The 19,604-nt window shown below is 42.2% G+C and carries 17 protein-coding genes and 1 pseudogene; 13 read left to right on the top strand and 5 right to left on the bottom strand.

All coding sequences use genetic code 11. From position 1 onward, the window contains the following. Positions 1 to 30: 30 nt before the first annotated feature. The 3 genes from CDG56_RS04270 to CDG56_RS04260 form a co-directional block, all read right to left on the bottom strand. Positions 31 to 495, bottom strand: coding sequence for a hypothetical protein (locus CDG56_RS04270; RefSeq protein ID WP_087545382.1), 465 nt, complete (start codon positions 493 to 495; stop codon positions 31 to 33). Between the two features lie 24 nt (positions 496 to 519). Continuing rightward, entirely contained in the window at positions 520 to 648 is a 129-nt protein-coding gene (locus tag CDG56_RS04265; RefSeq protein ID WP_087545384.1) for a preprotein translocase subunit YajC, read from the bottom strand. Positions 649 to 719: 71 nt separating this feature from the next. Further along, positions 720 to 3,554: a ribonucleoside-diphosphate reductase subunit alpha gene (locus CDG56_RS04260; RefSeq protein WP_087547036.1), complete on the bottom strand. Its 2,835-nt coding sequence runs from the start codon at positions 3,552 to 3,554 to the stop codon at positions 720 to 722. Positions 3,555 to 4,098: 544 nt separating this feature from the next. Here CDG56_RS04260 and bfmR point away from each other — a divergent pair. Together bfmR and bfmS are read left to right on the top strand one after the other, a co-directional pair. Next, positions 4,099 to 4,815 carry a response regulator transcription factor BfmR gene (gene bfmR, locus CDG56_RS04250; RefSeq protein ID WP_004655457.1) on the top strand — a complete coding sequence of 239 codons (717 nt, stop codon included), beginning with the start codon at positions 4,099 to 4,101 and terminating at the stop codon, positions 4,813 to 4,815. A gap of 40 nt (positions 4,816 to 4,855) precedes the next feature. Continuing rightward, a complete protein-coding gene (gene bfmS / locus CDG56_RS04245) occupies positions 4,856 to 6,496 on the top strand; it encodes a sensor histidine kinase BfmS (RefSeq protein ID WP_087547035.1) in 1,641 nt (546 codons plus the stop codon). Positions 6,497 to 6,584: 88 nt separating this feature from the next. On the opposite strand, the gene CDG56_RS04240 is transcribed toward bfmS, so the two are convergent. Both CDG56_RS04240 and CDG56_RS04235 read right to left on the bottom strand, forming a co-directional pair. Then, positions 6,585 to 6,941: a hypothetical protein gene (locus CDG56_RS04240; protein WP_087547034.1), complete on the bottom strand. Its 357-nt coding sequence runs from the start codon at positions 6,939 to 6,941 to the stop codon at positions 6,585 to 6,587. A gap of 122 nt (positions 6,942 to 7,063) precedes the next feature. After that, positions 7,064 to 7,240 (bottom strand): annotated as a pseudogene (locus CDG56_RS04235) (GGDEF domain-containing protein); the annotation flags it as partial. A gap of 413 nt (positions 7,241 to 7,653) precedes the next feature. On the opposite strand from CDG56_RS04235, the gene ndhC reads away from it, so the two are divergent. From ndhC to nuoL, 11 genes are all read left to right on the top strand, one after another. Then, the gene (ndhC, locus tag CDG56_RS04230) at positions 7,654 to 8,205 is read left to right on the top strand and encodes an NADH-quinone oxidoreductase subunit A (RefSeq protein ID WP_004663758.1); all 552 of its coding nucleotides are present in this window, start codon (positions 7,654 to 7,656) and stop codon (positions 8,203 to 8,205) included. Between the two features lie 6 nt (positions 8,206 to 8,211). Then, on the top strand, positions 8,212 to 8,889 hold the full coding sequence (locus CDG56_RS04225) for a NuoB/complex I 20 kDa subunit family protein (protein WP_004638049.1): 678 nt from the start codon (positions 8,212 to 8,214) through the stop codon (positions 8,887 to 8,889). An 85-nt stretch (positions 8,890 to 8,974) separates the two neighbouring features. Further along, positions 8,975 to 10,762 carry an NADH-quinone oxidoreductase subunit C/D gene (gene nuoC / locus CDG56_RS04220; protein WP_087547033.1) on the top strand — a complete coding sequence of 596 codons (1,788 nt, stop codon included), beginning with the start codon at positions 8,975 to 8,977 and terminating at the stop codon, positions 10,760 to 10,762. A gap of 12 nt (positions 10,763 to 10,774) precedes the next feature. Further along, positions 10,775 to 11,284 (top strand): NADH-quinone oxidoreductase subunit NuoE, encoded by a 510-nt coding sequence (gene nuoE / locus CDG56_RS04215; RefSeq protein WP_087545390.1) that lies wholly within the window; start codon positions 10,775 to 10,777, stop codon positions 11,282 to 11,284. Then, a complete protein-coding gene (nuoF, locus tag CDG56_RS04210) occupies positions 11,281 to 12,609 on the top strand; it encodes an NADH-quinone oxidoreductase subunit NuoF (RefSeq protein WP_087547032.1) in 1,329 nt (442 codons plus the stop codon). The genes nuoE and nuoF overlap by 4 nt, the downstream gene beginning before the upstream one ends. An 11-nt stretch (positions 12,610 to 12,620) precedes the next feature. Beyond that, positions 12,621 to 15,305 (top strand): NADH-quinone oxidoreductase subunit NuoG, encoded by a 2,685-nt coding sequence (gene nuoG / locus CDG56_RS04205; protein ID WP_087547031.1) that lies wholly within the window; start codon positions 12,621 to 12,623, stop codon positions 15,303 to 15,305. Between the two features lie 3 nt (positions 15,306 to 15,308). Continuing rightward, entirely contained in the window at positions 15,309 to 16,325 is a 1,017-nt protein-coding gene (gene nuoH / locus CDG56_RS04200; RefSeq protein ID WP_004663752.1) for an NADH-quinone oxidoreductase subunit NuoH, read from the top strand. 18 nt (positions 16,326 to 16,343) lie between these two features. Next, a complete protein-coding gene (gene nuoI, locus CDG56_RS04195; protein ID WP_004663751.1) occupies positions 16,344 to 16,886 on the top strand; it encodes an NADH-quinone oxidoreductase subunit NuoI in 543 nt (180 codons plus the stop codon). Then, positions 16,886 to 17,404: an NADH-quinone oxidoreductase subunit J gene (gene nuoJ, locus CDG56_RS04190; RefSeq protein ID WP_171063546.1), complete on the top strand. Its 519-nt coding sequence runs from the start codon at positions 16,886 to 16,888 to the stop codon at positions 17,402 to 17,404. Before nuoI ends, nuoJ begins: the two co-directional genes overlap by 1 nt. Then, positions 17,404 to 17,712: an NADH-quinone oxidoreductase subunit NuoK gene (gene nuoK, locus CDG56_RS04185; RefSeq protein WP_004638057.1), complete on the top strand. Its 309-nt coding sequence runs from the start codon at positions 17,404 to 17,406 to the stop codon at positions 17,710 to 17,712. Before nuoJ ends, nuoK begins: the two co-directional genes overlap by 1 nt. Then, a complete protein-coding gene (gene nuoL, locus CDG56_RS04180; protein WP_005218109.1) occupies positions 17,709 to 19,604 on the top strand; it encodes an NADH-quinone oxidoreductase subunit L in 1,896 nt (631 codons plus the stop codon). Before nuoK ends, nuoL begins: the two co-directional genes overlap by 4 nt.

Below are 19,604 nucleotides of genomic sequence, written 5' to 3'. Positions count from 1 at the left end.
CTATAATCTTAATTTATTTACATTGCAGTTTTAAAAAATGAAAATGGCGCATAAGAAAAACAGCAAAACAAAAAGGGTAATAATCAATCCCATCATCGCTAAACGTTTGAGATTGATAGTTGCGGGAAGTGAGTTTGGCGTTAATAATTTGCCTGTTTCATCATAAATGGCAATCGCTCTTGCCCCACTACTTAGCCCTAGCTCTTGTAATGCTCGTATTTCTACTTGTGTTAAACCAAATTCCATTCGCTCCATTGCTTGAATAAACATATAAGGAGCTAAATACTTAAAACCGCCACCACCACGTTTGAGTAACTGCGTTAATGTAGTTTCAGCGATACTAAAATCACCTAATAACGAACGTGGATGTGAAAACTGTGCACATTCAGTTAGATATTCTGTAGAAGATGGATAATGAAGTACTATCCGATCGACATAAATCTGTACTAAAACAGCAGGAGCATTAGCATATCGTTCTAAATCAGTTTGAAGCATAGTTCTACTTCCCAATAAAGCACTTTATTGATCTTGCTTACGCTGTTGTTTCCGAATGGCTAAAAATGCATAGACCATTGGTACATAAAAGAAAATAAAGGCAAAGATTAAAACAGCTAGTCCTAACATATAGTTATAGCTAATATTGAACATAATCCTTGCCTCTTTCCTTTAAATCTTAAATAAACCCTACTTTATTTAAGAAGGGTTTCTCCAAGATCTAATTACTGACAAGCTTCACAATCTGGATTGTCGATTGAACAAGCCATTGGCACTGGAGCTGCTGTTGTGAAACCATCTTCTTCAACTTGAACTTCAGGTTTTTTCTCTTCAACTGCTTGAGCCGCAACGATAGGTGCTTCAATTGTCGCTGGTTTTACTGCATTCAGTGCACCAGTATTAATTGTTGATTTCTCAGCAGATGTTGCACCTAAAGCTCGGAGGTAATATGTGGTTTTAAGACCACGTAACCATGCCATCTTATACGTGATGTCCAGTTTCTTACCATTCGCACCAGCGATGTAAAGGTTCAATGACTGTGCTTGATCGATCCACTTTTGACGGCGAGATGCAGCATCTACGATCCAACGAGTTTCCACTTCAAAAGCTGTCGCGAAGATTGCTTTTAATTCCTCAGGAATACGTGCAATCTTTTGTACTGAACCTTCGAAGTGTTTCAGGTCATTCACCATCACAGTGTCCCACAGACCACGTTCTTTTAATGCACGAACAAGGTAAGGGTTGATCACGGTGAATTCACCAGAAAGGTTAGATTTCACATACAAGTTCTGGAATGTTGGCTCAATTGATTGAGACACGCCACAAATGTTTGAAATGGTTGCTGTAGGTGCAATTGCCATCACATTCGAGTTACGCATACCGTCTTTTTGAACTTTGGCACGTAAGCTATCCCAATCTAAACGTTGTGTACGATCAACTTCGAACATACGCTCTGGACGAGATTTCGCAACAATTTCTAAAGAGTCGATTGGCAAGATACCTTGATCCCACAATGAACCTTTAAATGTTTCGTAAGTACCACGCTCAACCGCCAAGTTACTCGACGTTTCGATTGCGTAATAGCTGATTACTTCCATTGATTCATCAGCAAATTCAACTGCTGCATCTGAACCATAAGCAATGCCCATTTCATAAAGTGCATCTTGGAAGCCCATGATACCCATACCCACAGGGCGGTGTTTCATGTTCGAATTTTTCGCTTGTGGTACTGCGTAATAGTTGATGTCGATGACGTTATCGAGCATACGTACTGCAGTTTTAATAGTGCGTGCTAATTTTTCACGGTCTAACACACCACCTTGAACGTGTTGCACAAGGTTGATTGAACCCAAGTTACACACCGCAATTTCATCTTGGTTAGTATTGAGGGTAATTTCAGTACATAAGTTAGATGAGTGCACTACACCCACATGTTGTTGTGGTGAACGTAAGTTACATACGTCTTTGAATGTGATCCACGGATGACCTGTTTCAAATAACATCGAAAGCATTTTGCGCCATAAGTCTTTGGCACGTACTTTCTTGTGTAGCATGTTTTCTTGTTTTGCTACTGCTTCGTAATGGGTATAACGTTCAGCAAACTCAGCACCTGTTAGGTCGTGTAGATCGGGCGTTTCTGAAGGTGTGAATAGTGTCCATTCAGCATCTTCAAATACACGTTGCATAAATAAATCAGGAACCCAGTTTGCTGTGTTCATGTCATGTGTACGGCGACGATCATCACCTGTGTTTTTACGTAGCTCTAGGAATTCTTCAACATCCAAGTGCCAAGTTTCGAGGTATGCACAAACTGCACCTTTACGCTTACCACCTTGGTTTACCGCAACAGCGGTATCGTTTGCAACTTTCAGGAATGGAACAACACCTTGTGATTTACCGTTTGTGCCTTTGATATACGAGTTCAAAGCACGTACAGGTGTCCAGTCATTACCTAAACCACCAGCCCATTTAGAAAGCATTGCGTTGTCACGCATCGCACCATAAATGTCATATAGGTCATCACCAATTGTTGTTAAATAACAGCTTGATAATTGTGGGCGTAATGTACCTGAGTTAAATAGCGTTGGCGTAGATGCCATGTAATCGAAGCTAGATAATAAGTTATAGAACTCGATTGCACGCTCTTCTTTATTTTCTTCATTGAGTGCGAGACCCATTGAAACACGCATAAAGAATAATTGTGGTAATTCAAAACGTACGCCATTTGAATGAATGAAGTAACGATCGAATAAAGTTTGTAGACCTAGATAGGTAAATTGATTTGAGCGTTCAGGTTGAATCGCTGCTGATAATTTAGCAAGGTCAAAATTAAGAAGATCAGGAGATAAAAGATCAAGCTCGATCCCTTTCTTTAAGAAAGGTTCTAAAGCATCATTCTCAGATGTATCTGTTGATAAACCTAAGAATTCTAATCCAGTGCCGACAAGCTCATTACATAACAAACGTGCAGTCACATAAGTATAATTTGGCTCTTGTTCGATACGCGTACGAGTCGCCATCATCATCGTTGTTGCGATGTCACTTTCTTTTACACCGTTGTATAAGTTTTTAACGGTTTCATCGACGATCGCTTGAACATCAATCCCTTCCAAACCTTCACTTGCTGTTTCGATTGTTGCTGTAAGTGCACCGAGGTCTAATGGTTGGAGCTGTCCATGAGCATCAGTGATTTGAAGGGTAGGATGATGGTTCGCACCTGCTTGCTGACGAGCAGTGGCACGTTGTTCACGATAAATAACGTAGGCACGTGCAACTTTTTGCTCGCCTGTACGCATCAGTGCTAATTCAACTTGGTCTTGAATTTCTTCGATATGAATCGTACCGCCAGAAGGTAAACGACGATTAAACGTATTGAGTACCATCTCTGTTAATTGAGTGATACGGTCATGGATGCGACTAGAGTCAGCACCTTGTTGACCTTCAACAGCTAAAAAGGCTTTCCCGATCGCAACAGAAATCTTCTCGGCATTAAAAGACGCGATTTCACCAGTGCGCTTAATTACCTGAATTTGACCAGGAGTAGAAGTGATGATGCTCATGTCAGCATAGCTCCATTATCATCTATTTTTATGTTCATAGACCGTTTGAATCGAGCAAAATGTATGCCACGATGTTTGAGGGATAAACACAATACTTAGTGGTTAAAGTTTATTTTCAACACAAGATACGGGATTTTTAACAGCATATCAATCTTGACATTTTACTAAAGTTTTTTTTGTGTTTTAACTGCTGTATTCACAGGCACATAGCATAGCAAAGGGCTTTAAAAAGACGTATAGATAACTCTGTGGATAAGTCAAAAAACAAACACTTAAATTATTTTGGGTGAAGAAAGAAACAGATTGTTTAACATTGGCACAAAATCTATACTAAAAATTCATTCTGTCGGAAAAAGCAGATGGAATTAAAAAATATATTAAAATTCATAATTTTAATAAAAATATAACAAAAGTGCTTAACCGTGTATCAGTTTGGTGAACGCCTACTTGTTTACAATGTAAACGTGTGTATATTGCAAAACATAAACCAATGTATCTGTCAGATTTTTATAGATAGATTCACTCTAATTGTAGGGGTATACAAATGAGCCAAGAAGAAAAGTTACCAAAAATTTTGATCGTTGAAGATGACGAACGTTTAGCTCGCTTAACACAAGAGTATTTGATTCGTAACGGTCTAGAAGTTGGGGTCGAAACAGATGGTAATCGTGCGATTCGCCGTATTATCAGTGAGCAACCAGATTTAGTTGTCTTGGATGTGATGTTACCAGGTGCAGATGGTTTAACCGTTTGTCGAGAAGTTCGTCCACATTACCATCAACCGATCTTGATGTTAACCGCACGTACAGAAGATATGGATCAGGTACTTGGTTTAGAAATGGGTGCAGATGACTATGTTGCTAAACCCGTTCAACCACGTGTTTTATTAGCTCGTATTCGTGCTTTATTACGTCGTACTGATAAAACAGTTGAAGACGAAGTTGCTCAACGTATCGAGTTCGATGATCTCGTGATTGATAACGGTGGCCGTTCAGTGACTTTAAACGGTGAGCTGGTTGATTTTACGAGCGCTGAATATGACTTATTGTGGTTGCTAGCTTCAAACGCAGGACGCATCTTATCTCGTGAAGATATTTTTGAGCGTCTCCGTGGTATTGAATACGATGGTCAAGACCGTTCGATCGATGTGCGTATTTCACGTATTCGTCCAAAAATTGGTGATGATCCAGAAAATCCAAAACGTATCAAAACTGTGCGTAGCAAAGGTTATTTATTCGTTAAAGAAACTAACGGGATATAATTTGCATCTTGCTTTAAATTAGCTTGGATTTATTTCCCTTATGGTAAGTCGAGTACTAAAAAACAGCATTTTCTTGCGAATTTATGCTGGATTAGTGGTTTTGGTTGTTGTTGTTGCCGCATTTTGTTATTTGCTGGTACAGGTCATCAACTATCAACGCGCGCAAGAATATCGTGAATATCTGACGGATGGTATTTCATATGTCATCAGTGAGGGGGTATCTCGACAACCTCAAAAACAACAAAAGCTAGATTGGATTTCTGATGCTTCCGATTTACTAGAACTTCCAATCTACTATGTTGATGCAGCACGTGTAGAGCTTTCTCGTACTGAGAAAAAGCGGATTGCTGAGCAGAAATCAGTGGTTCGTTATGATGCCAATAATGGTGTGGGTTATATCATTATTGGTCTGAAAGATGATGCGAAACATTATCTTTATATCAAAGTGGATAAGCTCGGCGAGCGCCAAATGAAGGCGTTGCCAATTTTTGTACTGGATTATTTGATTTTTTATCCGGGGCAAGAGCGTGAATATTTAGAAAGAATTAAAAAGCATTTTTACTATCCGATTACGATTGCCAATATTAAAGATATTAATCTAGATTCAGAGCAAATCGGTCGTTTACGTCAAGACCAAAGTATTCTGTTATATAAGGATAGTGCAACTGTACGTGGTACAACGATTTCAATTGTTTCTCCAATGCCAAATCATCCTGCACAAGTTCTTATCTTAGGTCCAGTTCCAATGTTTAATTGGATGCCTTTTCAGCTTTCAGCAGGTATTACCTTATTTAGCTTATTCTTATTAAGTCTAGGTGTTTACGGTTTAATTCTACCGCTTGAGCGGAAAATTCGTCAGGTTCGTCATGCCCTGAATAAAATGAAATCGGGTGACCTGTCATTACGTGTTCCGATTGAAGGCACAGATGAAATGGCAAATTTGGCATCAAGTTATAACAATATGTCAGACCATATCCAGCGCCTGATTGAGGCGCAACGGGAATTAATGCGCGCAGTGTCGCATGAACTCAGAACGCCTGTGGCGCGTATCCGCTTTGGTATGGAGATGCTCGCAGAAGAGGATGACTATAGTTACCGTATTCAGCAGGTGGAGATGATTGATAAGGATATTGAGGCACTTAATACCCTGATTGATGAGATCATGACCTATGCGAAACTGGAGCAGGGTACACCATCTTTGGACTTTGAGGACCTTGTGTTGGTCGAAGTGCTCAATCAGGTTGCAATAGAGACTGAGGCACTCAAAACTCAAAAGGAAATTGAGCTGATTGCGCCACCTCTGGCATTGCGCGTTGATGCCGAGCGCCGTTACCTGCATCGTGTGGTACAGAACCTTGTGGGCAATGCAGTGCGCTACTGTGACAACAAGGTGCGTATCAGTGGCGGTGTTCGTGCTGATGGTAAGGCATATGTCTGTGTAGAAGACGATGGGCCCGGCATTCCAGAGCAAGAGCGCGCACGTATTTTTGAAGCCTTTGCTCGTTTGGATGATAGTCGTACACGCGCATCAGGTGGGTATGGTTTGGGTTTATCAATCGTGAGTCGTATCGCGTATTGGTTCGGTGGAGATATTATGGTAGACCAAAGCCCTAACTTAGGTGGCGCACGTTTTACCATGACATGGCCAGCGAAGCGTTATAAACAAAACATAAAAAAATAGTTTTAATTCATTTAAGCTTGTATGAAGAATATAAGAAAGCCAAAGCATCAAGCTTTGGCTTTAATTTTTTATGAAGCATAAATATTGCTTATTCATGAACAGATGAATCAGGCTCGATTAATGGATGACCAGACCTTAAGCCATTCAGTGCATCTATATTAAAATCCAGAAGTAATAAATTATTTTTTACGTCTATTTTATAACTTTTAATCAATGGTTGATCGCCATTTAATGTTTCAACTTTATAGCTATCAGCAATGTTTAGAATACTTTCAAGATTGGTTGTCGTTGCTGCAAAGTCTCCTCTAAAGACTTCATAGATATCTCTTAGGTCGAAAATTGCATTATCAGCATCAGGGTGTTTCCGAATATAACTTTCAATGTGCCGCATCAGCAGCTGTGAAAAAAAGAAATAATCTGAGTCATGTGTATATTCTAAATGCATATTTTTCTCCTTGTTTGCTAGTTTTAGAATATCGATCTCTCAGCCAAATAGTGTATAAAGTTAATTAAAGCATGTAGCTGAATTGCAAAATATTATGTCGAAATGACAACCTGATTTCGGCCCTATCTTTTTGCGTGGTAAAGCGCATTGTCCGCCTGCTTGAATAAGTGCTCAATCGGCTGGTGATTTTCGGGCGTGCAAATGCACAGGCCAATGCTAAGCTGAATGAAAAAATGCTGCTATTGATCAATTGAAATAGGAGTTTGGCTCATGTGTCGGCGAATCTGTTCGGCACAGGCATGAACAGCCTCCATGCTGACACTTTTCTTTGGGGGAAATTAGGTCGGGCTATTATATAAATTTTGTTTAAATTTTCAGCACAAATTTGTATCAATGCAATGATTTAGTTCATGCTGCAATATTTTTGAGCATTGATGACAAGTTGCGGATATTTTTGGCGCAAGAATAAAGAAAAAAATGATTAACATTGGTTAATCGATTTGATAATTCGATTTTTAAGGGTGAATTTGTAGCGATCTAGGTCGTATCAGGAAATTAATCAACAAAATCATCCTAAAGACTAAAGCGCTTCAACTAGCATGAGAAATTAGAAATCAGGTACAATTGGCGGGATTAATTTTGTGTTTGGTGTATTTGAAGGCCAATACATACATTCTTTGTTAAAAATAGGCCTGCCAGGAGTTATCCCCGCATGAGTGCCATTACTCCATACGATTGGGCGATTATCGCCTTCGTGATCGGCGTTACATTTCTTTGCGTTTTTATGCTTACAGTTCCCTTACTCCTCGGGGGTAAAGCATGGGGGCGTGCGAAGCAAGAGCAGTTTGAATCAGGTGTAGTTGGTGCGGGCGGTGCTCGTATCCGCTTGTCAGCCAAATTCTATTTAGTTGCAATTTTCTTCGTTGTCTTTGACTTGGAAGCTCTTTACCTCTACGCATGGTCGACATCAGTTCGTGAAGTAGGTTGGTTTGGATTTACCACGGTCGTTATTTTTGTTGTCGATCTTTTGATCGCTTTGGTTTATGCAATTTCTGTAGGCGCGCTGAATTGGGCACCTGTAGATCGTCGTAAATCTGCCGGTGTGACAACAAAAATTGGTTCACCGAATATGAATATTGCTGACATTACTCGATTCAATAATATTGAAGAGCTTGTTGTCGATCCTACTGGTCATATTCCAGCACAGTCTTCTGGTCGTGTTAAGTCTAAAACACCGACTACATCATCATTTGAACAGGAGTAAGTCGGGATGAAATATACTTTAACCCGTGCGAATCCAGATGCCGATCAGTATCCATTACAAGATCGTCAAATCGTAACTGATCCTCTTGAGGAAGAAGTGAATAAAAGTGTGATGATGACACGTCTTGAAGATGTGTTGCATACCGCAGTGAACTGGGGACGTAAAAACTCTTTATGGCCTTTTAACTTCGGTACATCATGCTGTTATGTTGAATATGCGACGACTTTAACTGGTGTACATGACTTGTCTCGTTTTGGTGCTGAGGTTATTCGTGCTTCACCACGTCAAGCAGATTTAATGATTGTTGCAGGAACCTGCTTTGTCAAAATGGCACCTGTAATTCAACGTTTGTATGAACAAATGCTTGAGCCTAAATGGGTCATCTCTATGGGTGCTTGTGCGAACTCTGGTGGTATGTACGACATCTATTCTGTAGTACAAGGTGTCGATAAAATTATTCCTGTTGATGTGTACATCCCAGGTTGCCCACCTCGTCCAGAAGCATTGATCCAAGCATTGATGTTACTTCAAGACCAAATTCAACTAGAGCGCCGTCCACTTTCAGCGGTGATTGGTGATGATCTTCAGCCTGTGTATAAGCCAAAGATGATGCCAGAACGCGATCGTAAAAATGCGGAACGTATTGCGGTGAAAAACTTACGCTCTATGGATGAAATTAAATAATTTGAACGATGAATTGTGACATGTCTGAAGAGACATGATCATCGGGAAAATTGCCAGAATTTGTATTAAATAGGAAGCCAAGCCAATGGCTGAAACTGACATTGCTATGCCAGAGTCAACGCAAGTTGATTCACGCCCAGCATTTGCAATCGTAGAAGAGCTCAAAACCAAATTTGGTGAGAACTTCTATGTGCAGGCGACTTTTGAAGAGTTTCCAACAGTCTGGGTTGAGCGCGCACGCGTGCAAGAAGTCCTTATGTTCCTCCGTAAAGTGGAACGTCCTTATGTAATGCTGTTTGACTTATCTGCGGTTGATGAGCGTTTACGTGTTCACCGTGATGGTTTACCAGCATCAGATTTTACTGTGTTTTATCATTTGTTATCGCTTGAGCGTAATAGTGATATTCGTATTAAAGTTGCATTAAATGAAAATGATTTAAGCATCCCAACCGCAACCAATATTTGGCCAAATGCCAACTGGTACGAGCGTGAAGCTTACGATATGTTTGGCATCGATTTCGCAGGGCATCCTATGCTCCGTCGTATCTTGTTGCCAACCTATTGGGAAGGTCATCCGTTGCGTAAAGAATATTCTGCGCGTGCGACAGAATATACGCCATATATGCAAGATCAAGCGAAACAAGATTTCGAACAAGAACACTTACGTTTCGTACCAGAAGACTGGGGTCTAAAACGCGGTAACGCTGATGAAGACTTCATGTTCCTCAACTTAGGTCCTAACCATCCATCTGCACACGGTGCGTTCCGTGTGGTATTGCAGTTGGACGGTGAAGAAGTGAAAGATTGCGTACCTGATATTGGTTATCACCACCGTGGTGTGGAAAAGATGGCTGAACGTCAGACATGGCATTCATTTATTCCTTATACCGATCGTGTTGACTACTTAGGCGGTTGTGCACAAAACATGCCATACGTAATGGCTGTTGAACAGCTTGCTGGTATTAAAGTACCTGAGCGTGCGCAAGTCATTCGTGTGATGTTAAACGAATTATTCCGAATCAATAACCACTTATTATTCTGTGGTACAGCGATTCAGGATGCGGGTGGTATGACTCCTGTATTCTATATGTTCGCAGACCGTCAAAAAGTCTATGACATCGTTGAAGCGATCACGGGTTACCGTATGCATCCAGCATGGTTCCGTATCGGTGGTACGGCGCATGACCTTCCAAACAACTGGCAAAAACTTGTTAAAGAATTGCTAGAGTGGATGCCAAAACGTTTGAACGAGTACTACACTGCGGCACTTAAAAACTCAGTATTTATTGGTCGTACCCGCAATGTTGCGCAATACGACGCTAAATCTGCGTTGGCTTGGGGTGTAACGGGTACAGGTTTACGTGCAACGGGTATTGACTTTGACGTTCGTAAATATCGTCCATACAGTGGTTATGAAAACTTCGACTTTGATGTTCCAGTGGAATATGAAGGCGATGCATATGCACGTGTCTTGGTTCACTTCCGTGAAATTACCGAGTCGTTGAAAATTATTCAACAGTGCTTGGACAACATGCCATCTGGTCCTTATAAAGCGGATCATCCACTGGCTGTTCCACCACCAAAAGATAAGACATTACAAGATATTGAAACCTTGATTACGCACTTCTTGAGCGTATCTTGGGGTCCTGTCATGCCTGCGGGTGAGTCATCATTTATGACTGAAGTGGTGAAAGGTGCGAGCACTTATTATTTGACTTCAGACAAGTCAACGATGAGTTACCGTACTCGTATTCGTACACCGACCTTCACGCATTTGCAGCAAATGCCTTCTGTGATTAATGGCAGTTTGGTTTCTGACTTGATCATTTATTTGGCGACCATTGACGTGGTTATGGCTGACGTGGATCGCTAGGGGTAAACGATTATGATGATTTTGACTGATAAAAAACCTCGTGTGAATGTTGAAGGGATTTTGACTGCTGAAGAAATCCATGAGATTGAACACCATATTGATCACTATCCATATCCACGTGCGGCATCATTGGATGCATTAAAATGCGTACAACGTCGTAATGGCTGGGTAGATGACGCTCAAATGAATGCGATTGCGCAATTGTTGACAATCAGTGTGGCAGATTTAGAGGGTGTAGCAACGTTCTATAACCGTATTTATCGCCAACCTGTAGGTCGTCATGTGATTTTGTTATGTGACTCAATTGCATGCTTCTTGATGGGTGCGGAAACTTTAGCAGAAGCATTTCAGCGAGAGTTAGGCATTCAGTATGGACAAACCACAGCAGATGGTCGTTTCACCTTGCTCCCAATTTGCTGTTTAGGCAACTGTGATAAAGGTCCAACGTTAATGATTGATGAAGATACTCACGGTTTAGTGGATGTGTCATCAGTTAAACAGTTATTGGAGAAGTATGTATGAATACTGAACCAAAACCAATTTATGGCGACGGTAATCCAGAAACTCATCCACTCACTTGGCGTTTGAGTAAGCAAGATGCAGTACGCAATGCTGATGAATACGAAGCTTTAGAAGGTTATGCAGGCTTCAAAAAAGCGCTCAGCATGCCACCAAAAGATGTACTTGACGTGATTAAAGCTGCGACAGTTAAAGGTCGTGGTGGTGCAGGCTTCCCAGCAGGGATCAAATGGTCACTGATGGCGCCAAACGACAATTCAGGTCCACGTTACCTGATCTGTAATGCTGATGAAATGGAACCAGGTACCTTTAAAGACCGTTTGTTGATGGAAAAACTTCCACATCAATTGATCGAAGGTATGCTGATTGCAGGTTATACCCTTGAAGCAACGCATGGTTATATCTTCATTCGTGGTGAATACATAGAAGCAGCTCAATACTTAAATGAAGCATTAGAGCAAGTTCGTGCCAAAGGTTACTTGGGTGAAAACATCCTCGGTACTGGTTGGAACTTTGAGATGTATGTTCACACGGGTGCAGGGCGTTATATCTGTGGTGAAGAAACTGCATTGATCAACTCGCTTGAAGGTCGTCGTGCCAATCCGCGTACTAAACCACCATTCCCACAAGTTGCTGGTGCATGGGGTCGTCCAACGATTGTCAACAACGTTGAAACCTACAATAACTTGCCAGCAATCATGTTGCGTGGGCCAGAGTGGTATATCAACCTTTCTGCACATAAATCCAAAGATCCAGGTACTAAGATTTATGGTGCATCAGGTAAGGTGAAATTCCCAGGACTTTGGGAACTTCCTTTTGGTACAACTGCGCGCGAAGTGATTGAAGATCATGCGGGCGGTATGCGTGACGGTCTAACACTGAAAGCATGGTTACCGGGTGGCGCATCAACAGATTTCTTGGCGGCTGAACATATTGACCTGCCAATGGACGCTGAAAGCATCATGAAAGCAGGTTCACGTTTAGGAACATGTTTGTTGATGGTGGTTGATGAAACCCAATGTATGGTCTCTGCAACGCGTAATTTAGAAGAGTTCTTTGCACGTGAATCATGTGGTTTCTGTACACCGTGCCGTGATGGTTTACCTTGGGCAGTCAAAGCGCTGAAAGCACTCGAAACAGGTACAGGTAAGAAAGAAGATATCGATCATTTACAAGAACTGACGCGTAAATTATGGATCGGTAAAACTTTCTGTGCTCACGCACCGGGTGCGATGGAGCCGCTTATGGGCGCATTAAAATATTTCCGCCATGAGTTTGAAGCAAAGGTTAAAACCCATGCTTCTGCTCTTGACGTAGAACAAGCTTAAGGAATTCGACTATGGCTACAATTCATGTCGATGGAAAATCGTATGAAGTCAATGGCTCTGAAAACTTGCTACAAGCATGTCTCAGCCTTGGTATCGACATCCCGTATTTTTGTTGGCACCCATCCTTAGGTTCTGTTGGTTCTTGTCGTCAATGTGCTGTTACGCAATATAATAATGCGGAAGATACACGTGGACGCTTAGTCATGTCTTGTATGACACCAGCTGCCGACAATACCTTTATTTCGATTGAAGACAAAGAAGCAACGGATTTTCGTGCATCAATCGTCGAATTCTTAATGACCAACCACCCACATGACTGTCCAGTCTGTGAAGAAGGTGGTCACTGTCATTTACAAGATATGACGGTGATGACGCAACACGATCGTCGTCGCTATCGCTTCACGAAGCGTACCCATCATAACCAAGAGTTGGGTTCATTTATTGCACATGAAATGAACCGCTGTATCGCATGCTATCGTTGTGTACGTTACTACAAAGATTATGCGGGTGGTACGGACTTTGGTGTCTATGCCAATGCATCACGTGTTTATTTCGGTCGTCCAGAGTCAGGAACTTTAGAGTCTGAATTTTCTGGTAACTTGACTGAAGTTTGTCCGACTGGTGTATTTACTGATAAGACGCATTCAGCACGTTATAACCGTAAGTGGGACATGCAATATGCTCCGAGCGTATGTCATGGCTGTTCTTCGGGCTGTAACATCTCACCGGGTGAGCGTTATGGCGAAATCCGTCGTGTTGAAAACCGTTTTAATGGTTCAGTAAACCAATACTTCCTGTGTGATAAAGGTCGTTTCGGTACAGGTTATGTGAATCGTGAAGATCGTCCACGTCAACCACAGTTCCGTAATGGTGACGCTGTTACAACTGTGAGTGTGGATCAAGCACTTGATCAAGTCATTGCTCAACTAAAAAGCAAAAAAGTATTAGGTGTTGGTTCGCCACGCGCAAGCTTGGAATCAAACTATGCGCTACGTCAATTGGTTGGACAAGACAACTATTCAACAGGTATGTCTCAAAAAGAGCAAAATCTGGTTGAATTAGCTGCATCAATCATGCAAACACAGGGTATTTACAACCCGAACATGCGTGAAATTGAAAGTTACGATGCGGTGTTGATCTTGGGTGAAGACTTAACGCAAACAGCACCACGTATGGCTTTATCAGTTCGCCAAGCTGCGAAAAATAAAGCCAAAGAAATGGCTGCGAAAACACGTACACCCGATTGGTTGGCAGAGCCTGTACAACGTATTGGTCAAGATGCTAAATCTCCAATCTATATTCTTGCTGCAACGCAAACACGTTTAGCAGATGTGGCAACGGGTGAAGTAGTTGCATCGCCAAATGACATCGCACGTTTAGGTTTCGCGGTTGCGGCTGCTGTTAAAGGCGAAGCGCTTTCTGGTTTGGCTGATGATGCAAAAGCATTTGCGCAAACCATTGCAGATACCTTGAAAGCAGCGAAAAAGCCTTTGATTATTTCTGGTACGAGTTTACAAGATCCTGCGATCATGGAAGCTGCGGCTCAAGTCGCTTTAAATCTCGGCGAAAATGCAGGGCTGTCGTTGACTGTTCCTGAAGTGAACTCAATGGGCTTAGCATTATTCGGTGGTTTAAGTTTAGAACAAGCCTTTGCGCAAGACTACGACACACTGGTTATTGTTGAAAATGACTTGTTCCGTCGTTTACCTGCTGCTCAAATCAAAGCTGCATTTGACAAGGCTGAGACCGTGATTGTATTGGATCACAGCGAAACTGAGACTGTGAAGCTTGCAGACATCGTTCTTTCAGCAGCAAGTTTTGCTGAAGGTGATGGCACTGTAGTGAGTCAAGAAGGCCGTGCACAACGTTTCTATCAAGTGTATGACCCAAGCTACTACAAGCCTGAATATGCGATCAAAGAATCATGGCGTTGGTTACATGCTGTTGAGACAGGTCTTAAAGGTAAAGCAGTCGATTGGACATTGCTTGATGATGTAATTGATGACATCGTGAAGAATGTACCAGTACTTGAAGCGATTCAAGATGTTGCACCAGATGCAGGTTATCGTGTTCATGGTTTGAAAATTGCACGTGAGCCACGTCGTTACTCAGGTCGTACTGCAATGCGTGCGCCGTTATCAATTCACGAGCCAAAACAACCAACTGATCCAGATTCAGCATTAACATTCTCTATGGAAGGTTATGTGGGTAATCAGACAGCATCGTCTTTAGTACCTTTCGCATGGGCTGCGGGTTGGAACTCGCCACAAGCGTGGAACAAGTACCAAGATGAAGTCGGTGGTCACTTAAAAGGTGGTGATTCGGGTGTACGTTTATTCGATCGCTTAGCAAAACGTCCTGCACGTAGCTATGTTGCACCGACTGCCGTGGTTGTGAATCCTGAAAGCTTCCGTCTTGTGCCAATGCACCATATTTTTGGTTCTGGTGAATTCACGATTAAAACACCAGCAATGGAATCACGTATTCCTGAAGCGATGTTTGCCGTGGGTGAACAAGATGCAACGCGCTTAAATGTTCAAGATGGTCAACGTATTACAGTGAAAGCAGGCGAAACGAGCATCAGCTTACCTGTACAGGTCATCGAATATTTACCAACAGGCTATATTGGTTATCCAATTGGTCTAGCACCAACCGTTTCATTGGCAGAGCCTGTGTCTGTGGCAGTAGGAGTGTAATTCATGAATCAAGAAATTATACGTCAAACGCCACTTTGGGCTGAGAACTGGCCAATCGCTTATTCAGTGATTCAAGCAGTTGTGATCCTGTTGGTGGTGGTTTTGGTTGCTGCGTTAATGTCATTTATTGAGCGTCGTCTCTTGGCGTTATGGCAAGACCGTTATGGTCCAAACCGTGTTGGTCCGGGTGGTATGTTCCAGATCGTTGCTGACATGCTCAAGATCATGTTCAAAGAAGACTGGACACCAAAGTTTGCTGACAAGCTGACTTTTCGTTTAGCACCAGCAGTTGCGATGGCAACTGCGGTACTTTCGTTTATGGTCATCCCAGTAAGTCCTACACTGGGCGTTGCGGATATGAGCATCGGTCTATTGTTCTTTATGGCAATGGCGGGTATTGCAGTTTATGCAGTGCTGTTTGGTGGTTGGGCGTCTAACAACAAATACTCGTTACTCGGTGGTCTTCGTTCTGCTGCTCAAACTATTTCTTATGAAGTGTTCTTGGGTATTTCATTGATGGGTGTGGTTGCGATTGCAGGCTCATTCAATCTACGTGAAATCGTTGAAGCTCAACGTGATGTTTGGTTTGTTATTCCACAATTCATTGGTTTCATTATCTTTGTTATTGCTGGTGTTGCAGTGACGCATCGTCATCCATTTGACCAACCAGAAGCTGAGCAAGAATTGGCGGAAGGTTATCACGTTGAATATGGTGGGATGAAGTGGGGGATGTTCTTCGTTGCGGAATACGTAAACGTGGTTTTAATCTCTGCACTGATCGTAACGTTATTCTTCGGCGGATGGCTTGCACCATTTAACTTAGAAATTCCATTTGTTCCACCAGTTTTTTGGTTCGTGATTAAAACAGCATTCTTTGTAATGATGTTTGTATTGGCGCGTGGTTCTTTAATGCGTCCACGTTATGACCAAGTGATGAATTTTGGTTGGAAAGTTTGTTTGCCATTGGCGTTGGTCAACTTGTTAGTGACTGGTGCTGTGATTCTGATGAATCAGGCCTAGGACAGCAAGGAGTACAAAATGTATAAAATTCTAGCTGGATTTGGATCGATTGTCCGTTCGTTGTGGATGGTGTTTAGCCATGTAACACGTAAACGTGACACGATTTTATATCCAGAAGTACCAGCTGAACAAATTGTGCCTCCACGCTTTCGTGGTCGTATCATCTTGACGCGTGATCCAGATGGGGAAGAGCGTTGTGTGGCATGTAACCTGTGTGCGGTTGCATGTCCTGTTGGCTGTATTTCATTACAAAAAGCGGAAAAAGAAGATGGACGTTGGTATCCAGAATTTTTCCGTATCAACTTTTCACGCTGCATTTTCTGCGGTATGTGTGAAGAAGCTTGTCCTACAACTGCAATTCAGATGACTCCCGATTTTGAACTTGCTGAATATGTACGCCAAGACTTGGTTTATGAAAAAGAAAACTTATTGATTTCTGGCCCAGGCAAATATCCTGACTATAACTTCTACCGTGTCACTGGTATGGCAGTAAATGGTAAGGAAAAAGGTCAGGCACAAAAAGAAAGTGCACCAGTTGATGTACGGAGCTTATTACCATGATGTGGCCATTTTATTTGATGGCACTTGTGGCCATCGTATCGACAATACGTGTTGTGACAAATACGAATCCCGTACATGCTCTTTTAAGTTTAATCGTTTCTTTACTTGCTGTTGCTGGTATTTTCATGATCGTGGGTGCGCCTTTTGCGGGTGCACTTGAGATTATTGTTTATGCTGGTGCAATCATGGTGTTGTTCGTCTTCGTGGTCATGATGTTGAACCTTGGACAAGACACGGTTGAACAAGAACGTAAATGGTTAACTTCTGATGCATGGGCATATCCTGCATTAATGAGTTTCTTATTGGGCTTGGTTTTGGTTTGGATGTTGGGTGGAGAATACACCACGATTTCTGCACCATTAGGTACAGAAATTGTAGGCCCTAAAGCAGTCGGTCAAGCATTATTTACTCACTATCTATTATTGGTGGAAGTTGCCGCGATGTTATTGCTTGCAGCCTTAGTTGCCGCATATCACCTTGGCAAACGTGAACCAAGTGCAGAAGAGGATAAAGAATAATGGGACACATCCCTTTAGAACATGGTTTGATTGTTGCAACCATCCTTTTTGCACTCGGTTTTTACGGTGTAATGGTGCGACGCAACCTATTATTTATGCTAATGAGCCTTGAAGTGATGATGAATGCTGCTGCATTGGCATTTGTTTTGGCAGGTAGTGTTTGGGCTCAACCAGATGGACAAGTGATGTTCATTTTGATCCTAACGCTTGCTGCGGCAGAGGCGTGTATTGGTCTTGCGATCGTCCTTCAGTTTTATCATCGCTTCCATCACTTGGATGTGGATGCTGCTAGTGAGATGCGCGGATGAGTACATTATATTTAACCGTTTTATTCCCGCTCATTGGTTTTATCCTGTTAGCGGCAGGGCGTAACAAACTGTCTGAAAATGTCGCTGCCATTATTGGTGTCGGTTCAGTTGGTTTATCTGCCTTATTTGCTTTAATCGCTGGCCTTGCATTTACCAGCAGTGGCCAAACTGTTTTTGTTCAACACTTATGGACGTGGTTCAGTGTTGGCGGTTTTGAGCCAGGCATCAGCTTGCACCTCGATGGTTTGTCATTATTGATGACTGGTATGATCACAGGTGTTGGTTTCCTGATTCACATCTTTGCATCATGGTATATGCGTGGTGAAGAAGATTACGCACGTTTCTTCTCTTATTTCAACCTGTTCGTTGCCAGCATGTTGTTGTTGGTACTCGGCGATAACTTGGCGTTATTGTTCTTAGGTTGGGAAGGCGTAGGTCTGTGTTCATACCTCTTGATTGGTTTCTACTACTCAAACCCTGCAAATGGTTGGGCAGCAATCAAGGCATTCACCGTAACACGTGTGGGTGATGTTTTCTTACTCATCGCATTGTTCTTGCTCTATCAACAGTTTGGTACGTTGAATACACAGTACATTGTTGAGCATGCAGCGACTGTGATGACGCAAAGCTCATCATTGTCGATTTGGACAGCATTGATGTTGTTCTTAGGTGCAGCAGGTAAATCAGCGCAAATTCCATTACAAACTTGGTTAGCTGATGCGATGGCTGGTCCTACACCAGTATCTGCATTGATCCACGCTGCAACGATGGTGACAGCGGGTGTGTACTTATGCTGCCGTATGTTCTCTGTGATGGAAATGGCACCAGAAGTAATGCAGTTCATCTCGATTACAGGTGCAGTAACCTTACTTGTAGCTGGTTTTGCTGCATTGGTTCAAACCGATATCAAACGTATCTTGGCTTACTCAACTATGAGTCAGCTCGGTTATATGTTTATGGCGGTGGGTGCTGAGGCGTATCAAGCTGGTTTATTCCATATGCTTGCTCACGCATTCTTCAAAGCGTTATTGTTCCTTTCTTCGGGTGCCGTAATTCTTGCATGTCATCACGAACAAAACATTTTCAAAATGGGTGGATTACGTAAAAAGATTCCATTTGTATTCTGGTGTTTCGTCATCGGTGGTGGCGCATTAGCTGCACTTCCAATCGTAACAGTTGGCTTCTTCTCTAAAGATGCGATTTTAGGTGCAGTATATGCACAGTCTACGATTGCAAACCTTCCACTTTATAACACGTTGTATTGGGTAGGTGTTGCGGGCGCATTCTTAACGTCTATCTATACCTTCCGTTTAATCTGGGTGGTATTCTTTGGCGAAGAAAAAACCCATGCACATGCCATTCATGGCGTGACTTACTGGGCACCGCTTGCAATTCTTGCGACCTTATCAACAGGTATTGGTTATTTCTTACAAGCACCTGTTGCAAAATTATTGACTGCTGCAAGTATTCCAAGCTTTGTTGTTCCTGAAGCTTTAGAAGAAGCGGTTGCACATGCAGAACATTTAGCAAGTGGTGTTGCCCTTGTTGGTTTGGTTGTTGGTATTTTCTTATTTGCCTTTGCGTATGGTGCGGTTAAATCATTTGCTCAAACGTCTTTGGGTTCTGGTTTAGCGCACATTTGCCGTACCGCATTTGGTTTTGATGCTTTGTATGACATCGTTTTTGTAAAACCATATTTATTGATTGCGAAAATCTTAGGTCGTGATCCAATTGATGGTTTATGGTTAGTGCTACCTGCACTTGTGAAAGGTGGTAATAGCTTTACAAGTTCGCGTCAAACAGGTTCATTGCGTGAATACGCATCAAGCATGTCACTCGGTGTAGTGGTGTTATTGATGATCTTGATCGTGATTCAGGTTGTGGGGAAATAA

Source organism: Acinetobacter sp. WCHA39, assembly GCF_002165385.1.
GTDB lineage: Bacteria > Pseudomonadota > Gammaproteobacteria > Pseudomonadales > Moraxellaceae > Acinetobacter.
This window is presented reverse-complemented; position numbering and strand designations above follow the sequence as displayed.

Bases quoted from the DNA above. Each gene is read 5' to 3' on its own strand.
- CDG56_RS04270 (WP_087545382.1), bottom strand. From the start codon at position 495: ATGCTTCAAACTGATTTAGAACGATATGCTAATGCTCCTGCTGTTTTA.
- CDG56_RS04265 (WP_087545384.1), bottom strand. From the start codon at position 648: ATGTTCAATATTAGCTATAACTATATGTTAGGACTAGCTGTTTTAATC.
- nuoE (WP_087545390.1), top strand. From the start codon at position 10,775: ATGATGATTTTGACTGATAAAAAACCTCGTGTGAATGTTGAAGGGATT.
- nuoI (WP_004663751.1), top strand. From the start codon at position 16,344: ATGTATAAAATTCTAGCTGGATTTGGATCGATTGTCCGTTCGTTGTGG.
- CDG56_RS04225 (WP_004638049.1), top strand. From the start codon at position 8,212: ATGAAATATACTTTAACCCGTGCGAATCCAGATGCCGATCAGTATCCA.
- bfmS (WP_087547035.1), top strand. From the start codon at position 4,856: ATGGTAAGTCGAGTACTAAAAAACAGCATTTTCTTGCGAATTTATGCT.
- bfmR (WP_004655457.1), top strand. From the start codon at position 4,099: ATGAGCCAAGAAGAAAAGTTACCAAAAATTTTGATCGTTGAAGATGAC.
- ndhC (WP_004663758.1), top strand. From the start codon at position 7,654: ATGAGTGCCATTACTCCATACGATTGGGCGATTATCGCCTTCGTGATC.
- nuoG (WP_087547031.1), top strand. From the start codon at position 12,621: ATGGCTACAATTCATGTCGATGGAAAATCGTATGAAGTCAATGGCTCT.
- nuoL (WP_005218109.1), top strand. From the start codon at position 17,709: ATGAGTACATTATATTTAACCGTTTTATTCCCGCTCATTGGTTTTATC.
- nuoK (WP_004638057.1), top strand. From the start codon at position 17,404: ATGGGACACATCCCTTTAGAACATGGTTTGATTGTTGCAACCATCCTT.
- CDG56_RS04240 (WP_087547034.1), bottom strand. From the start codon at position 6,941: ATGCATTTAGAATATACACATGACTCAGATTATTTCTTTTTTTCACAG.
- nuoJ (WP_171063546.1), top strand. From the start codon at position 16,886: ATGTGGCCATTTTATTTGATGGCACTTGTGGCCATCGTATCGACAATA.
- nuoH (WP_004663752.1), top strand. From the start codon at position 15,309: ATGAATCAAGAAATTATACGTCAAACGCCACTTTGGGCTGAGAACTGG.
- nuoF (WP_087547032.1), top strand. From the start codon at position 11,281: ATGAATACTGAACCAAAACCAATTTATGGCGACGGTAATCCAGAAACT.
- nuoC (WP_087547033.1), top strand. From the start codon at position 8,975: ATGGCTGAAACTGACATTGCTATGCCAGAGTCAACGCAAGTTGATTCA.
- CDG56_RS04260 (WP_087547036.1), bottom strand. From the start codon at position 3,554: ATGAGCATCATCACTTCTACTCCTGGTCAAATTCAGGTAATTAAGCGC.